We start from the raw sequence: 23,266 nt of genomic DNA on the forward strand, positions 1-23,266 counted from the left end.
ATCCCTTTTCCTTTCTTATTTACTAGGGGAAAAGGTGGATTGCTCCACCTTCTTTTTAATAATTCAGTTTACGGTAATAACGGCGGATTTCCATTGGATGACAAGTTTCTTCTTCCATGTGTGCATCAATGCGATTATTGACTGCATGCATAACCAGATGAGAAATATGTGAACGGAATTTAGGAGAAATACCCTTTAATTCGTAGTCCTTGGTATCAATTACCGTATAGTTCTTACAGATACGTGGAATGAAGTTGACAACTCTTTCAGATAAAGAACGCTGTGCATCTTCTCCAACAAAGATCGTAACCGGTGTATCACGTGTAACGATTTCAAACATACCGTGGAAGAATTCCGGTGCTGTGATGGATTTTGTCTTGATCCATAGCTGTTCTTCCCAATAGCACATAGCATAAGAATACGTAGCTCCCCACTGATTGCCGGCACCGACGAAGTAATGCAATTCATCGTTCCAATGTTTCTTCGCAAATTCTTTTCCAAAGTCATCCGCTTTCTTTTCTACTTCTACCAACGCAACAGCTAAATATTTTTCAAATTCTTCATACATGCGTTCATAATCTGCAAATTCGCCATTGTTAAACATGAAGCGATCCGCAACCATGAAGAATTTCAGTTGTTCATTTGCTGAGTAAGCAATTTCATAATCGACCATTTTTGCTAATTCTGTAGTATCGATATCAATAAAGCCTAAGACTTTCGCACCGGCATCCTGTGCTTTTTTTACTGCCTGTACTACTTCAATCGTACTTCCGGTTACACTGGATGTGATGACGATGGTTCCCTTTCCAATACGTTTATTTCCTGTTGTTAGATATTCTGCGGCATTTTCTGCCCATGTTTCAATCGCAGACATCTCTTTCATATGCACAGTTGCCTGCATACTGCTTGCCCATGTTCCACCAATGCCTAACCAGCAAATATTCGTATAACCTTCTTTACAAATCCCATCTACGATCTCATTGATCTTTCCACGCAGAGCCAAAGCTCCATTTACACTATCAATCTGTGCTTGTTCATTAAATTTTAACATTTCCATTTCCTCTCCTTATTTTTTAACCTAAGAATCCAAAGAATGCGCCTGCCAGACCTAAGACAGCCATTAACAGCAGAATCGTCGTTGTTTTAAAGTTTTTACGTAACAGGAAGAATACCACGAAGGTAAATGCCAATGGCAATAAGCCCGGCATGATACCATTACAAATATCCCCGATTGTTGTTGCTTCATCACCGCTACCAATCGCAATCGGTATATTGATAGATACGTTTTCCGCCGTCATACCACCAATAACCATCAGACCCAAAACAGCAGCGCCATAAGTTAAGCTTTCCATCAGACCGCTTTTTTCAATCTTCGTTAAGAATTCAGCTCCCAGTTTATAACCGGCATTCATTAAGAAGAAACGTAAGCCCTGTGCCGGAATATTAAATACCAGCAGGAATAGGATTGGTCCTAAGATATTGCCTTGACGTGCTAAGGAAATACCAATACCGGTTGCAATGATACGTAAAGTTCCCCATATAAAGCTGTCACCAATACCGGCTAATGGTCCCATTAAGGCAATCTTAATATTATTGATACTGGAAGTATCGAAGTTTTCTTCTGTAGCATTTTGTTCTTCCATCGCTGTAGAAATACCTAACAGCAAGGTTGATAAATGTGGTGTTGTGTTAAAGAATTCCAGATGACGTTTCAGCGCTTCTGCACGTTCTTCATCTGTTTTATATAATTTGTTAATGATTGGAATCAACGCATAACAATAAGGCAGATTCGCCTGTCGCTCATAATTCCATGACCATTCCATAGACAAGGAACGAAGGGCTACTTTATTTAGATCTTTTTTTGTAATCATACTATTTTCTTTTACCGTATTAGAAGTCATCATCTTCATCTCCTTCACTCACACCGGCTGTTTCCACCGCATGCTTATTCTGATTTTTAATTTGGACAAGGACAATTGCCACGATAGCACCAAAGATGGCAATACCGGTTACCGGAATCTTCAAATATGTGCTTAACGCAAAGCCCAAGAAGAAGAAACAAGCAACATTCTTGTTCATGATCATCTGCATCAATAAGCCAAAACCAATTGCAGGTAACAGACCCATTGTCAGTTCTAAGCCTTTTTGTACCCATGCTGGAATCATATCCAGAATGCCCTGAATGACAGGACTACCTAAATAGAAGCTGACACCGACGATCACACCGATGATCAAATTGACACCAAAGAATCCACCTAACAGATGCATTCTTTCAACACCCTTATAATTACCAACAGCGGCATATTTATCTGCTTTATGCACAAACATCGGTAAAATGAAGACCATGCTTAAATTCTTAAAAATCAAAACCAGACTGGCAATTGGAAGACCTAATGCCAAGGCTGCCTCAGCACCGGTTCCGGTAGTGATGGCAAATGCCGTACCTAATACGGTTCCACTGATCATTTCCGGTGGAATGGATGCACCTACAGAGAATGCGCCCATAAAGGCAAGCTCCAATGTAGCTCCCAGAGTTACTCCCATTGAAATATCCCCTAATACGATGCCTGTCAATGTTCCCATCACCAACGGTCTGGATAACAAACAGGTACCAAATAAATATTCTGCATTACCAAGCATTGCGACCAATGCAAGTAAGATTGCTTGTAGCATTGTGTAAAACCCTCCTCTTTCTCAAATAGTTTCATGATTATGTTTCTTTATGCGGTTCGCTTTAACCTTCGATAGATTTGTGTTTCTTATGCGATTTTATAATACATTTTCCGCATGCACTTTCGCATCATTAGGAACCATGCGAATTTCCACTTCGATTCCTTTGTCTACTAATTCTTTCAGTAAGGTTGTTTCTTCTTCTGTCACATTGATTGCCTTACTGATATTTCTTGTGTTCTCTTTTGCTTTCGTGCCACCTAAATTCACAGACTTGATGACATTTGTTTCTGTTGCGAAACGATAAGCATCTTGAATTGATTCCACAACGATAAACAGTTTGTATTTATCTGTAACACCACTATTCACCGCTGCAATGCCATCTTCCACACTTTTCATAACCAGCTTAACACCTTGTGGTTTGGCCATCTTAATGGTTGTCTTACGTAATTCATCCTTCATGACATCATCATTCGCAATCAGGATACAGTCAGCGCCTAATGCACTCGTCCAGGAAAATGCCACCTGTCCATGTAATAGTCGGTGGTCAACGCGTAAACATTTAATCATCTTACTTCACCTCTTTCTAAAATTCATCATCTTCCTCAGCTTTTAAATCATCCGCTGCCAGGAAGGTAATGCCGTCTTGGGCATTCTTTACGATACTGTCTTTGACCTGCGCATCAATCACTTGCGGACAGGATAACAGAATATCCATGGCCAAATTCATATTCATTCCGCTGAATACCTTCACATTGTGATGCACACACAGCTGCGATAAGGCTGTATGAACGCTGCCGCCTTTGATATCGCAGAGAATGACAAATTCCATCTGTGGATTTGTTGCAATGCGCTCTTTCAGCTTGTTCATAAAGTCATTTGGATTTTCTCCCGGAAACAGACAGTAGGTTTCTACATCCTGCGTCAGCTCTTCGCCGATAATCATACGCAGGGAGTTTAATAATCCTTCCGCCAGCTTTCCATGGGATGCGAGAATCACTTGTCGCATACTCATCAGCTCCCTTCACTTACTAACTAGCAAAAAGCGTGCCAACTTGGAATTTTCCATGTTAAACACGCTTTTTTCGCTTTTTTTCTTAATTATTCTTCACGTAGTCGAAGATATAGCCAATCTCTTCCACCGGTATTTCGACGCTATAGTAATTTTCAACGACGCTAAACGCTTTTTTCACCGATTTGATAAACGCTATTTCTTTTTCCGCAAAATCTTCTACATTCGTATACGTTTCAATGCTCTTTCTGGTAACCAGACGTTCAATCAAGCAACAGACATGCACATACAAGCCTACACAAGTATTATTCGTCAAGCGAACCTGCAAATCATTTTGCAGCTTATCAATGGCATCGGCGACATGTTCTAATAGCTTGCTAGGATTTAAGATCGTCAGATTGTTCATGATATTGCTTAATGAGAAGTTCTTTAAGATATTTTGTTGGAAGGTCTTCATTTTACTATCACTGATGTAATCCTTAAAATAATCATGCAGCTCATCCAAGGTATCGTTGATGATTAAATCTTCGATTGGTATAAAACGGATATCAGGTATATTAGGATTCAGTGTTCCAACAATACAGATGACTTCGTAATTTTCAAAGAAGGCATCGTGCAGCTGTTTTTCCAATAAGGTATTGTAATCATACGTATAGACATGAATCGGTAAGTCGCATGGTAAGGAATCCACCAGAATCTTTTTCAGCTTTTCGGCAGTTCCCATACCGCTGGCACAGGAACAGAGAATGACCTTTTCGCGATTCTTATGTTCCACGATATGATAATTGGCACTACTGTAATCAATGGCAGTTTCAAAGATTTCTTTCATCGGCGTATTGGAGATGATACCCTGTCCGATTTCCAGTGCTAAACGTGTCGTGACATTGTTCATGATGCCGATGCTGGCATTGGATACTTCTAATCCTTTATAGATTTCCTCCAAAGAGCCCATATCAACCAGTAAAAACAGTTCTTCATATTGTGGAATCTTGGCCAAATAGCGATTCAGCTGTTCAATGATCTGTGTGGAACTAAGCTGTAACGGCATATCCATGGCATCAAACACATAACGCCCTAACAGTTTATTCGCTGCATCGGCCATACTGCTGGCTGTACTGAAACCATGGGCAATGATAATACCGATACGTTTATTCAAATCTGTAATACGATTTAATTTCTTTAGATTTAATGCCAGCACAGAAGTAAACATCGCATCAAATTCCATATCCAAATTTACGGTAAGATTTTCTACGATTTCCTGCGCAATCGCATATTCTCGATGCCATTCACTCTTTATATAGGAAAGCAATTGTTTGACGCGTTTCTTTTCTTGCTCCAGCCAATTGTTCATTTCTAACAGGTTGCGGCTGTAATCATCAATATAGGAAGCGATGGCAATTACATCATTATTCACAAATTTAAAACCATAACGTGAACTCAGCATATCAAAGATATTGGAAACGATACCTTGCAGATATTCATTCTTACGAATGGTCTTTTTCTTTTGAAAGACGATGGTTTCCTGATACTCATCAATGCTTTGACATGCCGTTTTTAAGAATAAATCACTGTTTTCTCTTGCATCATAAGCTTTCAACAGTTCTTCATTGCATTTTAGAATGGCGCGCTCATGCGATACGAATTTTGCCAGTTCATGTACAGAGATGAGCTTTTGTTCCGTCATGGATGGCACATTCATCTTCGGCTCTTTCAAGGTTTCCGGCAGATTATATGCCCGTATTTCTAAGCGATCCTTGTTGGGATCTGCATGAAATAACGCGTTGACACAGCTTGCTTGAATCGCATTTTTTAATTCTCCGATATTGGCATTGAAAGTTGTTGATAATAAGGTTTGATAGACAAGGGTAGAAAGATAGATAGATTTATGGATACGCGTTTCTTCTGCCGCAAAGATGGAGTGAATGAGCTGTAGACGCTCATGCGTGCCACGCTCTTCTAAGGAAGGAATCGTGATAATCATCGGAATACGGCGCAGCAAGGTTTTTAATAATGCCTCTTCTGGTTTTTCCGTTGTCGCAAAGATTAAACGTAAAGAAGACTGATACCACTTTTCATTATCTCCCACCATGTGATAAATGCCCTTATCCATAAATAAGAAGAGCTTTTCCTGACATTCCGGTGGCAGGCAATGCACCTCATCCAAGAAGAGCACACCGCCTTCTGCCAGTTTGATAAGACCGGGATTATCCTTATCCGCACCGGTAAATGCGCCTTTTTTATGACCAAATAGATTCGCCGTTAACAACTCCGGATTATTGGCATATTCGCTACAGTTAACGATGAGAAATTTTTTATCCGCTTCGATCAATTGATGATTTAAGGCATATTCATACATTAACTGTGCCATGAAGCTTTTTCCGGTACCGGTAGGTCCATACAGCAATAAAGGCAGTCCATTTGGCGGATATGATATGGTAGCCTTACATTGATTTACCACATTGGCTAAGCTTTCCTGCGCTCCAATCAGCTTTTCAAAATCTTTCGCTTCCTGTGGCTGCAAGGCTTTTACAAATTCCTTCTTCGATGTGAATTCCTTTTCCTTCAGATGGATAGAAAATAACTTCTCTAATGTCTGCACATCATAAAACAACACCGGACGGGTATTTATTTTAACAAGTTTCCCTTCATTCCATAGCTGGTTTAAATATTGGGATACCATATTACGGCTTAAATGCAACGCTTCACTAATCGCAACTGCATTGCCTGTTTCTGCTAATTCTCTTGTGGTTGCCATAAGGACCTGTTGTCTTACCTTTTCTAACATTACCATCAACCCCTTTTCCATTATTAAGTGTACGAAATTCTCATAGAAAAAGTCAATCAGAAGAATTTGCTTTTTTACGAAAGTTGGCACGCTTTTTGCTAGATATAGATAAGAGGAACTTAGAGGTGATCGTATGAAACAAAATTTAGCAATTCAACAAACGCTTCAACAAAAATATTTATTAACGCAGAAAAATCAGAATGCCTTAGAAGTATTAAAAATGAATCATGAAGAAATCACAAAGCTAGTGTTACAATTTGCGCAACGCAATCCGATGTTTGCCTGTCGCTTTCATCAGGAGAAGGGCTATGAAATGATGGATACCGTACATGCGCCTATCAGCTTAAAGGAAGAGTTGTACTATCAGCTGCACACCTGCAAGACTTCCATACGTGAAGATATTGCCGCCTATCTTATTGAATCCTTAGATGAAAATGGTTATATCAACATCAACGAGGAAGAAGTTGCACACGCTTTTCAAGTAACACTTCAGGAAGTACAGGATGTATTTACGATTCTTCGTACCTTTGAACCAAGTGGAGTCTTTGCCAAAGATGCCGCTGACTCCTTATATTTGCAATGTTTGCATATGGGAAACACCAAAGGGGCATATCTGCTCAAACATCATGCCGATGCCATCTTATCTCATGATCTTTCTTCTATTGCCAAGCAAATGAACTTAACGATCGAAGAGATCAAGGATATTTTACATTCCATCCGCAAATGTCATCCATATCCTTGTGCTCCATACCAAACCCAAACAACAATCAATATAACCCCGGAAGTGGATATCATCGTTGAAGATGAGGAAATTCGCATTGAACCGATTTCCGTCTTTACCCCTTCCCTGCATCAGGAATATGTCAGTGTGATGGAAGAGCATCCACAATTAAAACAATACTTTCAAGAGGCAAGTATTTTTGTCGATATGCTGCATCGCCGCAATGCCTCCTTGCTCATGATCATCAATGAGCTTGTCACCCTTCAAAAAGGCTATTTTCTGTATCATGATGAGCTGCGTCCCTGTACCTTAAAGGATATCGCCCAAAAATTAGGAATGCATGAATCAACTGTTTCCAGAGCCTTGCATCAGAAATATTATCGCTTTGAAGGTGAATGTTATGCTTTTAAACAATTGTTTTCAGCGATGACTTGTCAAGGGGATAGTGCCGATGGAATACGAAAGGCCATCCTTTCTATCATTCGACAGGAAGATAAACACAAACCGTTTTCGGATCAACAATTGGTGATAAAATTATCTGCCATGGATCTTAAGGTTTCACGCAGAACCGTAGCGAAGTATCGAGAACAGTTGCATATCCCCGGTAGTTCACAACGCAAGCTTCGCTAAATCTGTTTTCACAAGATAGCTCAATGACACATTTACAAAAAGGGATGCATAAAAGCAGAAAAACGTGCAAGACTTTCATTAGGTGATGTGGAATGCTGACATGGAAGGATATGGAAACGTTGTATGAACGCTTAGAAGCGGATGATTGTATCGGTGTGTATATTGAAATTAAACAATATGCGCAACACTATTTAAAAGATCGGCAAGAATGCCAAAAGGCCGTAGAAATACTGGACCAAATGCTGTCTGTCATGGATCCATGTATTTGCGTAAGTGAATGGATGCATGGTTCTTTATTCACGTTGTGGAAAACCATATCCTGGACATATATTCATGATATGATCCAGCAACTAGATGATGCTTTTCCACATGTTGCTTTTGCCTTTGGCATTTGTTATCCCAAAGCACAGGAAGAACTATCTACCTTATTTTATAAGTGCCAGCTTGCCGCTATCAAAAGCAAGGATCATGCAAAATATACGACATCTTATGAGCTTTATGATCAATTGCTAGAAAACCGCTTATTACAAGCGGTTTCGACACAGGAAATGGTAGAAAAGGCAATGGCAAAAGGGAATCTGCGTGTTTTTATACAACCAAAAGTTGATCTGGCTACCCAAACCATATGTGGGGGTGAGGCTTTATTGCGTTTATACCATGAAAACCAATGGCTTCCACTATCTGAATGGATGAAAGAAATTCAAAGAAACAGCTTTATTCGCCAGACGGATGTATATGTTTTACATCAGCTTTTTCATATGTTTGCCTTATGTCAGAAACAACAATTCCCCTTACTGCCAATCAGTGTGAATGTCTCTGAAGCAACACTAGAAAATGCACAGGAATATCTCATGGAAGTAAAAAAACTTACAAAAGCTTCTGCACTTTCCAGTAAGCTCTTAGAATTTGAAATCAGTGAAGATATTTTATCAAAAGATAATCAAGCCTTATCCGACTTCTTAACTGTCTTGCACCAGGAAGGATATCCGATTGCCATGGATGACTTTGGCAGTGGCAGTGCTTCCTTAACGATGCTTCCTCATCTTCCCTTTACAAGTATCAAACTTGATCGTTCCTTTTTTCCCCAACCTGCCAATGAAAAAAATAACCTGATGTTACAATCAAGTATACGTATGTTAAAACAATGTGGTTATGGCATTGTTGCGGAAGGTGTCGAAGATGAATGCTATCTGCCTCTATTAAAAGAGGCGCATTGTGATCAGATCCAAGGGCATTATTATTATCAAGCAATGCCAATGTCAGAATACTTGCAGCTATTACGATCATGGGTGTAAAAAAAGAAAATCATCGAGTGTGATTTTCTTTTTTTATTGTTTTAGGCTATTTCGGCAATCTTATCCATGATGAGTTTCCAAGCCAATGCCGTATCTTTTTCAAATGTTTTGGGATCTGCTTGAAAGTTTACGGGCATTGCTTTTTTATAAGGTGTAAAACCTAATCGCAAATACATGGCAATTGCCACATAACTGTTTGTTTGCGTAGTTAAATACAGAGGTTCTGTTACCTGCATAGAGGCATACAACCGAATCGTTTCAATCATTAATGCCTTAGCTATCCCTTTTCTTTGATGATGCTCATCTACACCTACCCAATGCACACGCATTCGTGTATGACCAAAATGCTCGCCTTCCCATACAGAGCTTGTACCGGCAAGCCTTCCGTTTTCATCAACGACCAGCAGCATTTGTTTCTTCACTTTTTCCGGCTGCGATAAAAATGTTTCCTTAAAATATTGCATTCCCTGTGCAAAATTCGCTAACTGACCTAATGCCACATGCAAGCGCACCCAATCTTGACTATAACGCGCATCAAAAGGTATGACTCGATATCCTTCTGCCAAATGGTATTCCATCTTTTCCGGTAGTTCTGTTAGTTCCATTAATACCGGATAATAAGGTATCGTTTTATCTAACGTTGTCATCTGCATCTCCTCCTTATCTAGTTCATATGTATTCTTTACAATAGCATGTTACCTAAAATATAAGGAAAGACCCGAACATAGATTCGAGTCTTATTGTAATTCTATCGTATAGGAATAACGATCTCCTGGATAATAGGAAACCGTATATTCTAACACACGTCCATCATGATCATAAGATACACGCTTACGCACCAGTAAGGCCTCGCCTTTTTTCATTTCTAGCTTTTCGGCAATTTCCTTCGTCGCTGTTACGGCATAAAAGCTTTCCTTACTACGTGATGGCTTGTTTATGTGAAGTTCATCCAGCAATGCATACATACTGCCCTGATAGCGGGTATCATCTAAAGGCAGATTGCGGTCTTTAGAAAAATAGCTGATGAAGTAAACCATTGGTGCCCCATCTCCAGTACGTACACGGGACAGACGATATACTTGTTCCTGCAAAGGACAATGAAATACCTCTGCCACTTCTTTATCTGCTACGGTCATTTCAATATGCACATAGCTAGTGCCAGGCGTAATTCCTCTTTCCAGCATTTCATTCGTAAAGCTTTTGATACCAATCAGTTCTTCTTCAATCTTATTCTGGAATATGACTCTTGTGCCCTTTCCCCTGGCACGTTCTACCAATCCTTCCGTTTCCAATTGGGCAATCGCCTGTCTTGCCGTGATGCGTGATACACCAAAGCGTTTTTGCAGCTGCGCCTCACTTGGAATGGCATCTCCTGGGGCATATTCATTGGATAAGATTTTATCCTTAATAATTTTTTTAATTTGAATATACAGAGGAATTGCACCTTTGTTAAAATCGAGTTGCTCCATGAACTCACCTCCGTGAATCCATTATAGCATGTCTTATTTTATTTTAGGAAAATTTTCTTACGTAAGCTTTCAGAACACCGATTTTCTTACCTTGAGATTCTCCATATGGACGAATCGTATATTCCCCGACACTTGCTGGAATGATGAAGGTTTCCGCATAATGAACAACAAATGGCGCAAAAGCATTCGTTGGACTTTCAATGACTGCTTCTCTTCCTTCTACCAGATTTAGCATATGCACCCCATCATCGGTAGTGTGATGCGTTACATCATCCATCCAATAACGTCTGGTTTCGATAAATTCCAATTCATGAAGACCGGTATGTTCTTCCACATAATGTTCACCACGTGATACTTCATAAATCGCATTTACTAAATTCTTTTCTACCCATGGTGTCGTACGGTCCCACTGAATGACTTCTTTTCCATGTTCGATATGCACCGGACGTGGACGGCCATCTAAACCTAAACGATCCCAATCCCATAATTTAAAGGTAAAAATATATGGTGTAGCACTGATTTCCAAAACCATTGCATTACTTCCGGAACAATGGCAAGTACCTGCCGGGATTAAGAAATGGTCATGCTTCTTTGCCGGAAATTTATTAATATATTTTTCTGCATCAAAGGACATTTCGCCCTGATTCGCTTTACGCAAATCTTGAATCATTTCATCCTTTTGAATACCTTCTTTTAACCCAAGATATACGACAGCATCATCTTCTGCATCTAAAATATAATAGCTTTCATCCTGTGTGTAAGTCATACCGAATTGTTTTTTAATATATTCCGTCAGTGGATGTACCTGAAGACTTAAATTCTGTCCGCCCATGGTGTCTAAGAAGTCAAAACGAATTGGAAATTCTGCCCCAAAACGTGCGAATACCTGTGCACCCAATAATGGTTTTGGCTGGTATAATACCAAATCCATAGCTGGGATTTCTACCGTAATGTCATGAAATCCTAAATATAAAGAGTTCTCTTCCGGTACGCCATCAAAGCTCCAGGCGAAATTTTGTTTGGAACGATCAAGGTCACAAACCTCTTTCATCCACTGGCCTCCCCATACACCTGGATCAAAATATGGGACTGTACGGAATGGCTGTTTTGCGATCTGTTGTAATGCACTGCGGAAGGCATCGCCACTGATCATCTTTGGCTCCATCTTTTTATTTGTATCGCATACATAGTCCATTCGTTCAAATAAAGATGCTTTATGCTTATCCGCAATACGCCATTCAATAAAGAAGCCACGTTTATTTTTACGCAATGGATCTTCATCATAATTGCTGCATTTATAATTGCCCATGCCTGCGCGATAACGCATTTGAATTTCCCAGCGAGCCATATCGAAATAAACCAGAGTATCCCCTGGATGTACCAAAGCAGCTCCAAAACCATAAAGCAAAACCAAACCATCACATGCCATAACCTGTTGCTTTGCCTCTTCCAGTTTCGTCAAATCAATAAAATCAATGACATCTCCATAATACATCTTACCAAAGACACGATCATCCGTTATATGATATTTCAATTGTTCACTGATGGTTTTTTCTTCTTTAAAAAGATCTATCATATTAATTACTAATGCTGGATGCAGTTTCATTAATTCCGGCAGAATTTCATCATCAAATACCCCCGGATACACATCAGCAACCAGTACATGACGTCCTGTATTGCAGTGTTTTTTCAATTCATCCAAAATAGGCGCATAACCAGCCCATGCGCTGTCATCATATCCCTCTATATACGTTGTCGGGAATTTGTTGTAATTGCTTTTCATTCTTCTTCTCCTCTCACAAATACCAGTTTTCCTTTTTCCTTCATTACGCGATAGCCGAATGGCATCGCATCTACCGCTGCATAATCATGTCCGGCATCACAACCCCAGCAGGCAGCCACTTTCATATCCTCATCCCCTGTATTGATCAGACGATGTGCAAGATGACCGTCAATGTGATGCAGGCTTCCCTCAGACACTTCTTCTGCCCAAGTATTTCCTTCTTCATCCATCAACATTAACAATCCTTTTCCACTGACACCGAAATAAAATTCCGCACAATCACGATCTTCATGCCAGTGTCCGCGTGTCATATTGCATTCTCCTGCTACACAAAGTGGATGTAACACGGTCAGTCCCCAGTTTAAATTGCCTCGCTTGGCATCACCTTTTGTGTAGGAATATACATCATACATCACTGTGTTTTCATCCAGATCACCTTCTTTGGCAAAGAAGGATTTGGCATCCTTATACCGTTTCGTGCTAACCGCAACATCACTTCCTTCCATTACAGAATGTATATCGAATGTTACCGGTGCTTTTACTACCTTCATACAAGTTCCTCCCATTCCTTTTTCTTTATTTCAGGATGTGCGACAAATAAGAATTTATCCGGATTCTCCTGAAACTGCGTGTAAATCGGTTTTCCTTTTTCAATACCAAATTGTGGATATTCTTTGGCCTCACAAATGGTAAGGTTTCCTTGGCTGTAGCTAGGATTCATTTCCCAGGTAATATTACCCGCTTCATCCGCCAGTGGGAAAAAAGCAATACCATTGTGTTCACGCACTTCCTGATATGCAAAGCCATAATCTCTGACACACCATGCCCCAAAGCTCATGTTCTCATGGATATTCGCATTCACCGTCGCATGCACCCAACCCGGTGGCACGATGACAACATCACCCGCTTTGGCATGTACGGCATAACAATTTCCGGCATCATCACCGCCATACTGCTGCATATAAATATACGCCTCACCGCTCCATATTTCATAAACCTCACAGGTGGATGCATTACAAGAAGGGGATATCGCATGAATATGTCCTTGTGAGCGGACAGGTTCCTTCCCGATCCTTCCTTTCGCATACGCAACTGCACCATATAAAAGATTGCGCTGTACAATCGCTTCGCGATCCTTTTCCATACCGACATCCATAGCTATACTGTATAAAACATCCGGTCCATCCGCATCTGCATCCGCCAATGAAGAACGAATATCATTAAGATGTCGCTTTTCACAAATCGGTCCAAATGCGCCATCGCCATAGGAAAACGTTAGTGTTTCTTCCTCCATATGGATGGCAAATCCAGGGTCAAATTCCATATCTTTCCTCCTAATTGTTATAACATTATATCTTGCTTGATTTTATTCTAGTAAACCACTGAATAAATGTCAATAAAAGTGCTGAAATTTCCGAAATTCGTTATACCAATTCCATGGAATTGACCTATCTTTTCGATCTTTTTTCATAGGAAATCCATAAAAAAGCTATGGTATGCGCATAAAGCGAAAAGCTCTTCCATCCTGCAAATAGAAGAGCTTCTGAATTACCCCTGTTGAATAAGACGCATTTTGAAGGTATTACGTTCTCCATGATAATATGCCGTGGAATATTCCACACACCGATCATCCGCCGTATATGCCTTTGTTTTAACATACAAGATTACTGCCGGCTGTTCCATATGCAACAATGACTGGATCTCTTCATCTGCCAAACGTGCTTCTACCACACGATCAACATAAGCTATTTTACATTGATACCTTTCCTCCATAATCTGATAAAGGGAAGATGCTTCAAAATCATGTTGGGCAATGTCCGGAAATACTGTACTTGGCACATACGTTTCCACGACGACCATTTCCTTTTCATCAGCATACCGCAGCCGTTTTAAATACAGTGATGTTTCACTCTCCCATAATGATTGGCAACCTTCCGGTGTAGGAAGTGTTTCTTTTTGTAACACCTTTGTGCTTGGCACTAAACCTAAGCTTTTCATCTCTTCGTCATAACTGCTTAATTTCATAAAGAAATTGCCTTCTACTTTCGGTACCGAGACAAACGTGCCTTTTGCTTTTTGTCTGGTGATATACCCTTCATGTATTAACTCCGCAAATGCCTGACGAATCGTTGGTCTTGATATATCTAAGAGTTCACAAAACTCTGCCTCTGTCGGTAATTTATCACCAGGTTTATAATAGCCGTTTTCAAACAATTCCAAGATTGCCGATTTCAACTGATAATATAATGGAACAGGAGAATTTTTCGCAATGCGAAAATGCTGCCGTAGGTTTTTATCGATCATATACATGCCTCATTTCTCTTTTTATTATAAAGGATTTTTTTCTATTTGACAATGAAAATATCTTAATGTTATAATGTAATTACATTAAAGGAGGACATCGTTATGGACACAACAAAATTAACCGCTAAAACACTTGCAAGTGTATTTGATCACACCTTTTTAAAGGCTTATGCAACACATGAGGATTTTGATAAACTCTGCCGTGAAGCGAAAGAAATCGGAGCCGCGATGGTTGCCATCAACGCTTCACCGGTAACCTATTGTAAAGAACAACTCAAGGACAGTGATGTGCATGTGGGAGCAGCCATCGCCTTTCCTTTAGGGCAGACAACACTGGAGACAAAGATTTTAGAAACGCAGAAAGCAATTGCGGATGGTGCTGATGAAATTGATTATGTCATCAACATCGGAGAAGCAAAGATGCATCATTGGGATTATCTTGAAAGGGAAATGCGTGAAATCACACAGGTATGTCATAAGCATGGGATCTTATGTAAAGTTATATTTGAAAACTGCTATTTAGAAAAAGAAGAAATTCGCAAGCTTGCGGAAATAGCTAAAAAAGTGAAACCGGATTATATCAAAACAAGTACCGGCTTCGGTACTGGCGGAGCTAGTGTAGAAGATGTAAAACTGATGAAAGAAACCGTAGGCGATGCAGTGAAAGTAAAAGCAGCCGGAGGCATTCGCGATTGGGCAACATGCAAAGCAATGCTGGAAGCAGGTGCAGAACGTATCGGTACGAGCAGTTCATTAAAAATCTTAGATGAATTTAAAAAAAAAGAGGATAACCACATGAAAAGAATCATTATTACCGGTGGCAATGGCTTTATTGCCTCTTTAGTTAAAGAATCCTTAAAAAACACAATGGATGTGGTGGCTATGACGCGAAAAGATGCAGATTTTGCTGATCCGGATGCAGTCAGAGCCTGGTTTGAAAAGCAGGAATTTGATTACGTATTCCATACCGCAGCAATGGCACAGACAGCGGATTGTGAGAACTATCCTGAACTCACCTATCGGGTGAATGTGGAAAGTACAAAAGTTATTGCCGATATCTGTAAAGAACGACATGCTCGCTTGCTTTTTATCAGTACGGAACAATGCTTTAACGCTAAGACTTGTGCAGGTCCATTTAAAGAAGAAGACAGCTTGTGCTCTATCACTAAATATGGACAGCATAAAGTGGAATGTGAAAACTATATCACTTCCCATCTGGAAGATTATCTGATTCTTCGTTTCTCTTGGATGTTAGGCATGAATCGCCCCGGCATTAAGGCAAGTCCTAACATCATACGCAACGTCATGCATGCTCTGTTCTATCAACAGCCGACAAAATTTACCGTAAATGAAATCCGTGGTATGACCTATGCCCAGAAGCTGGCAGATCAATTCACAAACATCATGGAGCTGGCATCCGGTATTTATCATATCTCGGATACCAATACCCACAACACCTATGAGTCCGCAAAAATAGTAGCTCGTAAATTAGGCTTCGATGAAGAAACCATCGATCGCTATATTTTGCCTGATCATGAACGCTATAAAGAACGTTTCCGTGACTATCGCCTTGATCATCAAAAGATAGAAGAGGCCGGCATCCATTTTGGTACCTTTGAAGAAAATGTAGATGCTTGTTTAAAAGATTTCGGCTGGTTGAAATAGCTAAATAGACAGATTTATTAAACAATCTGTCTTTTTTATATATCGTTGTAAACGGATACAAGTGATGACGAATATCACTTCGCATTTTTACATATCAATGCTATAATAAGGAAGATAATGAAAACACCCAGGATGATTTATCATCTTACAGAATGGAGGATACTATGAAATTAGCATTTCTGGTACATACAAGCCGTGATTATGAAGAAGTAATTGAAATGATCAATCAATTGACGAAGCAAGGTGATCATGTCTTCATCATGATCAATGATAACGATTTAAGAGACAAAGTAGCCTTTGTATATACAGATTATTTACGTGTACACGTATCACGCACGCAAGAATATGCCCAAGAAGGAGATCTCTCTTTAGCAAGAGGAACCATCATTCAAATGAAAGAAGCAATCGAAAAAGATGATTTCGATTATTTCATTAATTTAACAGATGGCATGATGCCCTTAAAGAGTCGCAGCGAAATTGTTGCATTTCTAAGCGAACATGAAGGAAAAGATTTTTATTATGATGCCACAGCCGATTATGATCAAGTGGCCCTAAATAAAAAAAGTAAGAAATATTATCCGTTTACCAATGCTTTAGATTTTCCTAGAAATAACTTTCTGCGTTCCCTATCAAAAGCTAGCGGTTCTTTCTTTTCCATGCTTGGCATACGCCGTAAGAGTGAAGAAGTATATCGCATCGGCAGTCCTTGGTTCATCTTATCGAAAGCGAGTGCGAAAATCTTAGCTGCGCATTTTGATTATGTATCTGAATCTTACAAGCTTTCTTGGTATGCGGAGGAACAATACATTCCGATGATGATGCAGAAGTATGTATATGTCAATGGTCGAAAAGATGATCATATCAATCAAGATTTGCGTGTTGTCGGTCCAAATGGGACTTGGGTAGAAAGTAGTGATGCCAAACCATTAGCGGAAGAAACGTTAAAAGCGCATCCGGAATGCTTATTTGGTGGCAAGATCACGGCAGAAGATACCTTATATTTATATCATGAATATTTTGATATTTATAATCGTGATTATGAAAAAGTTGCGCAAAAGGAAAAACGTGATGTGGATCCAAATGCTTTGATTGATGCTCTGACAAAATCATCTGTTGAATAACACCACAAAAGAGCCCTGCAGGATGCAGATGGCTCTTTTCTTTTTCAAATGATAGAAAGTATAAATACTGTGCTTCATATTTTTCATAAAGTATTCGCAAGCCAAAATGTGTTTTCTTTCGGTTTTTGAAAGTTTTTTTCCAACATAGCCACATGAGATAAAAAATCTGCATCATCAAAATATTTTGCCTTTACCAAACAGCTCTGAACACAAGCCTGACATTTTATACAAGTACCGATGATTTCATAAAAGTTTTCAAAAGAGATTGCCCCCATAGGACAATGGGTAGCACATATCCCACATTTGGTACAGAGATCGAGTCTTGTTTTGGGCGTTGCTTTAAGGAAGTGTGCGGGTGTTCCATCTTCTTTGAGCGGCTTATAATACGATAATTTTGTTGTCATCTTTCTTGTAAGGACAGCTGTATCCTTAGATAGGTCATTTTCCAATAGGGTTTGCACAAGTTGCATTAGAAATTGACGTAATGCTTCTTTATCCTCTTCATTAGGTCGAGAGGTTGCCAGTTTCTCTGTAAAGGCATGTTGGCAAGACATAGCTGCTGCACCTATGACACGAAATCCATGCAAATGCAGTTCTTGTATAGCTTCATCTACCGCTTGATCATAAGCACGATTGCCATAGGTAAGGATAGCTAACGCAAGGGTGTTATTCCCTTGCAAATGGTTTTGCAGAAAGGTCAACATCTTATTCGGCAGTCTTCCTGCATAAACACTGGATCCAAACAACACCAACGCATCTTTGGGGAAAACATAGGTTTCTTTTCGCATAGCGGGCAATGTAAAATCAATATAGGTAATCGGAAGATGGAGATATTGTTGTAATGTTTCAGCCGCTGTTTCAATTACTTTTCTGGTATTGCCACAGGCACTGTAATAAACCCCATAAAGCGCTTTTAGTTTCATAAACATCATCCCTTAACCTTTCTTTTCGTTATGTTCATTGTACCGTATATAGCAATTATTTGCATCAAAAAAGCGCTTGGATAAGCGCCTTTTCCTATTATTTTTTCCCCTTCTGCAAATCATTTAACATTTGCAGTACCAGTTTCTTAGAATTGCGGTAGCTTAGATAGAACAAGATCGTAAAGATACCTGTCGGAATTGCAAGTATCAATCCTAGCCATTTCATGACACTGCGCGCTGTTTCGCCTACACTGAGGAATGCATCGTGCATACCTGTGAATCCCCATATAGCCAAAGCACTAAATAATAAACATAGGAAGAAACACATCTTAGCATTTCTTATCAATCGTTTGGTCATCATATCACGATAAGATATCTCGTTCTTCAATTGTTCACGCTCTTTTTTTGTCATCGTACTCTACCTCATTTCATTGTAAAAATCATACCATCCCATACTTCGATTTGCAAGACCTAAAGAAAATCATCCCTTTTGGGAGTAAGGGATGATTTTGAATGTATTGCTAAGTATTATCCCAGCAATCCGCTGACAGAACCTAAGAAACCAATTACCACAAACAGAATTAATACTTTGATTGGAGTAACGTTCTTTTTCGCCATCAGCCACCAAGCGAACAGTACAAACAGCATTGTCAGAATGCCAGGGAATGCACCATCCAGTTTTTGCTGCAACATAACTGCTTTACCTTCAGAGTCAGTAGCGATCTGAACAGCTGAAGTAATGTTAACCCAAGATCCAGCCATCGCACCAACGATAACCTGACCCATAACGATAACAGATTCACGGAACGCAGTTGCCTGTGTACCAACGATCATTTCAACAGCAGAACCACCAAGTTCATAACCCTTGTTATAGATAACTTTCTGGAATAATGTACTTGTTACGTTCCATACTACGATATAGAATAATGGACCTAAGATAGATCCGCCTTCAGCGAAACCTAATGCGATACCTAACAGAATAGGAATGTAAGTACCAACGATCAAAGAGTCACCGATACCAGCCAATGGACCCATCAAACCTGCACGGATACCATTGATCATTTCATCATCAATTTCTTCAGCACCATTTGCACGAGCTTCTTCCAAACCAGCAGTGATACCAACTACGATAGCACCAATCTGAGGCTCAGTGTTGAAGAATGGATAATACGTTCTCATTTTTTCACACTGTTCTTCGTGTGTAGGATACAATTCCTGAATGATTGGCAGCATAGACCACATGTAACCAAATGTCTGCATGTGTTCGTGAGAGAAACAAGTTAAGTTTCCATACCACCAGCGCCAGAAGGAACTATTTAATGTTTTCTTTGAGATTTTTTTCATAATTAAATATCCTCCTCGTCATCATCATCGATGGCAGCTCCGCCGCCACCAGCTTTCACCATCGTTAACTGATAGTTAATCAATGCGAATACAGCACCAACAGCTGTAGCAGCAATCAGTGTTAATCCCATAGATTTAGCCAATGCGAAACCGAATGCGAAGAAAATCAAATCGGTTGTCTTCGTAACAACGGATTTCAGCAGAATAGCAATACCAACAGCAGGCAATACAGCACCAACCATAATCAGCGCCTTAACATACCATACGTCTGTTTTCAAAGATGCAAAGATTTCCGTAACGGCATCTGCACCATAGTAGCACAGTAAAGTAACAGGCAGGAAAGATAATACGAAGTGTGAAATTAATGGGAATAAAGCATCGACTTTACCGATAATTCCTAAATCACCTTTATCCAATCTAGCCCAACCAATGTGCTGCCAGATCAAGTTCATCATAGCTGTTCCATAGAACAATGTAATACCGATAACACCGGTCATAGCTGAGATACTAGATGCCAAACCTGCAGCATCCTTTCCCGCTAAATCCATTCCAGCAGCTTTCGCACCAACGTAAGCCAATGGAATACCAATGTAGGAAACTGCACGCAAGTCAGAAGCTACGGTTCCACCAGGTGTAACCAGAGCAATCCACATAACCTGCATAGGCATACCAACCAGGATACATCCCGGTACATCACCAAGAATTAAACCGACGAACAAAGATGCTACCAACGGTCTATTCAGAGTGTAGTTACCAACAGTAGTTCCCAAACAAGCAATCGTACTAGCTGCAGTACAACTCATAAGACCAATTAAAATTGCTTGAATTAAACTCATAATAGCATTTCTCCTTTTCCTTTTATATAATCCAATTCAGTTTCAATGCTCCCACCATTAATAACCGAATTTAGATCTGAATTTAGGCCATGAACCAATTGCGGTTTCCTGCAATAATGCAAAGTATACATCATAACCAGCATTTGTCATAGCTTCGCAAGCCTCTGCTTCTTCCGGGATAATGGACTGATTCTGTCCTAATTTAACAGCTCCCGGACGGTCATTACAAGGCCCGATAACAACGCGTTTTACATCACTTGGAACAAATTTATTATCAACCAGGATTTTTTTCATATCAACCGGGTTTTTTGTGATCAAGAAATATTTCTTATCACTGTCAAGCACGGTCTGTGCTTTTTCTAAAAAGTGTTCCATCGTCCAAACGAATACTTTTTTATCAGTAGATGCTTTAAAGGACTGTTTTAGAACCGGCGTAGTTGCTGCTTTATCATTTACAGCAATGATCCCATCACAAGGGAATTCCTTAGACCAACGTGTTACAATCTGACCGTGAATGATGCGGTCGTCAACTCGTACAAAACTAATCATAAACTTTTTCCTCCTTTTTATCTGAATGACTAAATGTCATCATCAGCGTCATCAGCTGCCGTACTGAATTCTGTCATTCCTGCATGACCTTCACTTAGAATGGTCTCTTTCAGTACATTCAAATCATCAAAATTGTCTTTCATTAATACGGCGGTTATTGCCATTGGCATGTTCATACCTGCAAGTACTAACGTGTTAGCCATCATACCTTTTTCATCAAGTACTGCCAGCGCATTCGTAAATGGTGAACCGCTCAAAATATCTGCAAGTAAAATTACGGAGTCGTCAGTATTCAGCGGCTCCACCAATTTACGGAAGTTTTCCGCAAATTCATCAGCACTCATATCTTCACGTAGACTCGTGCTTAATACGTCATCTCTACTTCCTGTCATCATTTTTACAGCAGAATGCAGACCCGGAGCAAATTCGCCGTGGCTGACCATAATCACATATCTCATTAGTATCCTCCTTTTTAATAGACATGGATAGTAACTTTCTCAGGTGTTGCTACACTGTTTTTTCACACAAAAAAGTAAAGCACTACGGATAGCACCATCACTATTTTATTGTATGAAGTATCAACGATATGCAGAATCTCCCAGCGATTCAGTTACCTGTAAGTGCTACATTCCAGAGTGACCAGCTCTTATTTTTCCAGGAATGTAATCGCTTACGCTGTCTTTTTACATTGTTATCTTACATCAGTGGATATGGTATTTCAAGCATTTTGTTTAATTTTTTCACATACATTACAAATGTAATCACACAATTCACCCAAAATTGACACAAAGAACCCAACAAATTATATGGAAAACAGCCTATTTTCTTCGTATATAGATTTTTTTCCTTTAGCTTTTGGCATCTTGCCTGATAACATCCAAACATTACATCCTTTCCATACCGAAATTTGCATGGATATACAACGGTTTATTTCTTTCCCATATTGTAAACCAAACAAGAAACACCTGTAACAAAAAGACAGCCTTTGGCTGTCCAGATCATACGACATGATTATCTTGCTTTATTTCACATAGCTAAGTAATACTCTGGTATCCCCCTGTATGGTAAGATCCTTGCACGCTGCCGGAACAAAGATGCTTTCTGTAAAGAGGAACGGAATATGCATACCGTCACAGATGATTTCAGCATCTTGACCAACATTCGATAAACAATAAAATTTTGTGTGATCCATAATTAATTCATAGGATGCATGAATGTCTACCAGCTTGACACAAAACTCTTCACGCTCTACTAACATTTTCTCCTTTGTTTCCTGTACTTTTTCTAAAGGAGAATGAACCGGTGTACAAACTAAAGCGAAATCCGCAACAGCAAAGCTTTTTTGAATATGCAAAGGACGTGGATTGCCGTTTGCATCTTTACGATTATAATCATAAAAACGATATGTCGTGTTGGAATTTTCCCCAATTTCCAACGCTAAGATGCCTTTCCCTAAGGCATGCAGCATCCCTGCATCAATACATACAAAATCTCCGGCTTTTACCGGAATGCGCCGCACATATTGCTCAACTGTATTTTCCTTTACCGCCTGATACAAAACCTCCTTATCGGCAATGGTCGTGCCAGCTACCAGCGTTGCTCCTTCATCTGCCTCTAAAATATACCAGGATTCTGTTTTCCCTTCATCATTTTCATGTTCATGCGCATAAGCATCATCCGGATGAACCTGGATGGAAAGATTGTCTGCCGCATCCAGAAAAGCCAAACGTAACATACGCTGTCTAGGTACTTCCCCTAGCATTTCTCGCTCTTTCTCATCTAACAATTCCTGCAAAGTTTTGCCGGCATAGTCTCCATTGATGATCTTATTCTGTGCATGCGGATGGGCACTGATCTCCCAGCATGTGCCACATCCACTCTGGGCTTCATGACGCATCGTCGTTAAACGATCATTGGCCCAAATGGTTTTGTCATAAATCGGTTTTAAACGTAATGGATACATAATGTTCTACCTCTTTCTTTTTCTCGCCCCTATTATAATATGAATCACATACAAAAGCAACGAAATGTCATTACATTATGACCTTTCCTACATTTTTCATCTTTTTTTCTAACAATTGTTATAACAATTGCTTAAGAAAATGGTATAATCATAATACAGAAAGGAAAAATGACTGCACATCTTATCGCTGCAGTCA

At 39.7% G+C, this 23,266-nt stretch carries 22 protein-coding genes and 2 pseudogenes; 5 read left to right on the forward strand and 19 right to left on the reverse strand.

All coding sequences use genetic code 11. The annotated features are described in order from the left end of the window. Positions 1-55: 55 nt before the first annotated feature. The 6 genes from LI241_RS02360 to LI241_RS02385 all read right to left on the reverse strand — a co-directional run bounded on the left by LI241_RS02360 (position 56) and on the right by LI241_RS02385 (position 6,467). Positions 56-1,057, reverse strand: a complete 1,002-nt coding sequence (locus tag LI241_RS02360; RefSeq protein ID WP_008690744.1) for an SIS domain-containing protein — start codon at positions 1,055-1,057, stop codon at positions 56-58. 16 nt (positions 1,058-1,073) lie between these two features. After that, positions 1,074-1,904, reverse strand: coding sequence for a PTS system mannose/fructose/sorbose family transporter subunit IID (locus LI241_RS02365; RefSeq protein WP_008690743.1), 831 nt, complete (start codon positions 1,902-1,904; stop codon positions 1,074-1,076). Next, a complete protein-coding gene (locus LI241_RS02370; RefSeq protein ID WP_008690739.1) occupies positions 1,891-2,673 on the reverse strand; it encodes a PTS sugar transporter subunit IIC in 783 nt (260 codons plus the stop codon). Before LI241_RS02370 ends, LI241_RS02365 begins: the two co-directional genes overlap by 14 nt. Before the next feature lie 96 nt (positions 2,674-2,769). Next, entirely contained in the window at positions 2,770-3,240 is a 471-nt protein-coding gene (locus LI241_RS02375) for a PTS sugar transporter subunit IIB (RefSeq protein WP_008690738.1), read from the reverse strand. A gap of 16 nt (positions 3,241-3,256) precedes the next feature. Continuing rightward, complete coding sequence (locus LI241_RS02380) at positions 3,257-3,685, reverse strand: PTS sugar transporter subunit IIA (RefSeq protein ID WP_008979288.1); 429 nt, start codon at positions 3,683-3,685, stop codon at positions 3,257-3,259. Positions 3,686-3,767: 82 nt separating this feature from the next. Continuing rightward, positions 3,768-6,467, reverse strand: a complete 2,700-nt coding sequence (locus LI241_RS02385; RefSeq protein WP_227161012.1) for a sigma 54-interacting transcriptional regulator — start codon at positions 6,465-6,467, stop codon at positions 3,768-3,770. Between the two features lie 133 nt (positions 6,468-6,600). Between LI241_RS02385 and rpoN the strand changes: the two genes are divergently transcribed. Together rpoN and LI241_RS02395 are read left to right on the forward strand one after the other, a co-directional pair. Beyond that, positions 6,601-7,818 (forward strand): RNA polymerase factor sigma-54, encoded by a 1,218-nt coding sequence (gene rpoN / locus LI241_RS02390; RefSeq protein WP_008690731.1) that lies wholly within the window; start codon positions 6,601-6,603, stop codon positions 7,816-7,818. 92 nt (positions 7,819-7,910) lie between these two features. Beyond that, positions 7,911-9,113 (forward strand): EAL domain-containing protein, encoded by a 1,203-nt coding sequence (locus tag LI241_RS02395; protein ID WP_008690729.1) that lies wholly within the window; start codon positions 7,911-7,913, stop codon positions 9,111-9,113. Between the two features lie 41 nt (positions 9,114-9,154). Here the strand turns inward: LI241_RS02395 and LI241_RS02400 are convergent, their stop codons facing one another. The 6 genes from LI241_RS02400 to LI241_RS02425 form a co-directional block, all read right to left on the reverse strand. Further along, positions 9,155-9,760: a GNAT family N-acetyltransferase gene (locus tag LI241_RS02400; RefSeq protein WP_008690727.1), complete on the reverse strand. Its 606-nt coding sequence runs from the start codon at positions 9,758-9,760 to the stop codon at positions 9,155-9,157. A gap of 90 nt (positions 9,761-9,850) precedes the next feature. After that, on the reverse strand, positions 9,851-10,582 hold the full coding sequence (locus LI241_RS02405; RefSeq protein WP_008690726.1) for a GntR family transcriptional regulator: 732 nt from the start codon (positions 10,580-10,582) through the stop codon (positions 9,851-9,853). 43 nt (positions 10,583-10,625) lie between these two features. Beyond that, positions 10,626-12,365: a class I mannose-6-phosphate isomerase gene (locus LI241_RS02410; RefSeq protein ID WP_008690724.1), complete on the reverse strand. Its 1,740-nt coding sequence runs from the start codon at positions 12,363-12,365 to the stop codon at positions 10,626-10,628. Continuing rightward, positions 12,362-12,916: a glucose-6-phosphate isomerase family protein gene (locus LI241_RS02415; RefSeq protein WP_008690723.1), complete on the reverse strand. Its 555-nt coding sequence runs from the start codon at positions 12,914-12,916 to the stop codon at positions 12,362-12,364. The genes LI241_RS02410 and LI241_RS02415 overlap by 4 nt, the downstream gene beginning before the upstream one ends. Beyond that, positions 12,913-13,689 carry a glucose-6-phosphate isomerase family protein gene (locus tag LI241_RS02420; RefSeq protein ID WP_008690722.1) on the reverse strand — a complete coding sequence of 259 codons (777 nt, stop codon included), beginning with the start codon at positions 13,687-13,689 and terminating at the stop codon, positions 12,913-12,915. The genes LI241_RS02415 and LI241_RS02420 overlap by 4 nt, the downstream gene beginning before the upstream one ends. 224 nt (positions 13,690-13,913) lie before the next feature. After that, positions 13,914-14,669 carry a GntR family transcriptional regulator gene (locus LI241_RS02425; RefSeq protein ID WP_008690721.1) on the reverse strand — a complete coding sequence of 252 codons (756 nt, stop codon included), beginning with the start codon at positions 14,667-14,669 and terminating at the stop codon, positions 13,914-13,916. A gap of 102 nt (positions 14,670-14,771) precedes the next feature. On the opposite strand from LI241_RS02425, the pseudogene deoC reads away from it, so the two are divergent. From deoC to LI241_RS02435, 3 genes and pseudogenes are all read left to right on the forward strand, one after another. Next, positions 14,772-15,452 (forward strand): annotated as a pseudogene (gene deoC / locus LI241_RS15940) (deoxyribose-phosphate aldolase); the annotation flags it as partial. An 18-nt stretch (positions 15,453-15,470) separates the two neighbouring features. Further along, a pseudogene (locus tag LI241_RS15945) lies at positions 15,471-16,334 on the forward strand (NAD(P)-dependent oxidoreductase); the annotation flags it as partial. 164 nt (positions 16,335-16,498) lie between these two features. Next, positions 16,499-17,455 carry a beta-1,6-N-acetylglucosaminyltransferase gene (locus LI241_RS02435; protein ID WP_008690718.1) on the forward strand — a complete coding sequence of 319 codons (957 nt, stop codon included), beginning with the start codon at positions 16,499-16,501 and terminating at the stop codon, positions 17,453-17,455. A gap of 83 nt (positions 17,456-17,538) precedes the next feature. On the opposite strand, the gene LI241_RS02440 is transcribed toward LI241_RS02435, so the two are convergent. From LI241_RS02440 to LI241_RS02470, 7 genes are all read right to left on the reverse strand, one after another. After that, complete coding sequence (locus tag LI241_RS02440) at positions 17,539-18,378, reverse strand: EFR1 family ferrodoxin (protein WP_017144759.1); 840 nt, start codon at positions 18,376-18,378, stop codon at positions 17,539-17,541. Between the two features lie 97 nt (positions 18,379-18,475). Beyond that, on the reverse strand, positions 18,476-18,790 hold the full coding sequence (locus tag LI241_RS02445; protein WP_008690715.1) for a hypothetical protein: 315 nt from the start codon (positions 18,788-18,790) through the stop codon (positions 18,476-18,478). 116 nt (positions 18,791-18,906) lie between these two features. Continuing rightward, complete coding sequence (locus LI241_RS02450; protein ID WP_008690714.1) at positions 18,907-19,722, reverse strand: PTS system mannose/fructose/sorbose family transporter subunit IID; 816 nt, start codon at positions 19,720-19,722, stop codon at positions 18,907-18,909. A gap of 2 nt (positions 19,723-19,724) precedes the next feature. Further along, positions 19,725-20,558, reverse strand: a complete 834-nt coding sequence (locus LI241_RS02455; protein ID WP_227150975.1) for a PTS sugar transporter subunit IIC — start codon at positions 20,556-20,558, stop codon at positions 19,725-19,727. 57 nt (positions 20,559-20,615) lie between these two features. Further along, positions 20,616-21,107, reverse strand: coding sequence for a PTS sugar transporter subunit IIB (locus tag LI241_RS02460; protein WP_008690711.1), 492 nt, complete (start codon positions 21,105-21,107; stop codon positions 20,616-20,618). Positions 21,108-21,136: 29 nt separating this feature from the next. Further along, positions 21,137-21,565, reverse strand: coding sequence for a PTS sugar transporter subunit IIA (locus tag LI241_RS02465; RefSeq protein WP_008690710.1), 429 nt, complete (start codon positions 21,563-21,565; stop codon positions 21,137-21,139). Positions 21,566-22,128: 563 nt separating this feature from the next. Beyond that, positions 22,129-23,070: a type I phosphomannose isomerase catalytic subunit gene (locus tag LI241_RS02470; protein ID WP_008690709.1), complete on the reverse strand. Its 942-nt coding sequence runs from the start codon at positions 23,068-23,070 to the stop codon at positions 22,129-22,131. Positions 23,071-23,266: the final 196 nt, after the last annotated feature.

Origin of the sequence: Longicatena sp. 210702-DFI.1.196 (genome assembly GCF_020563125.1) — a bacterium.
Taxonomy (GTDB): Bacteria; Bacillota_I; Bacilli_A; order Erysipelotrichales; family Erysipelotrichaceae; genus Longicatena; species Longicatena caecimuris.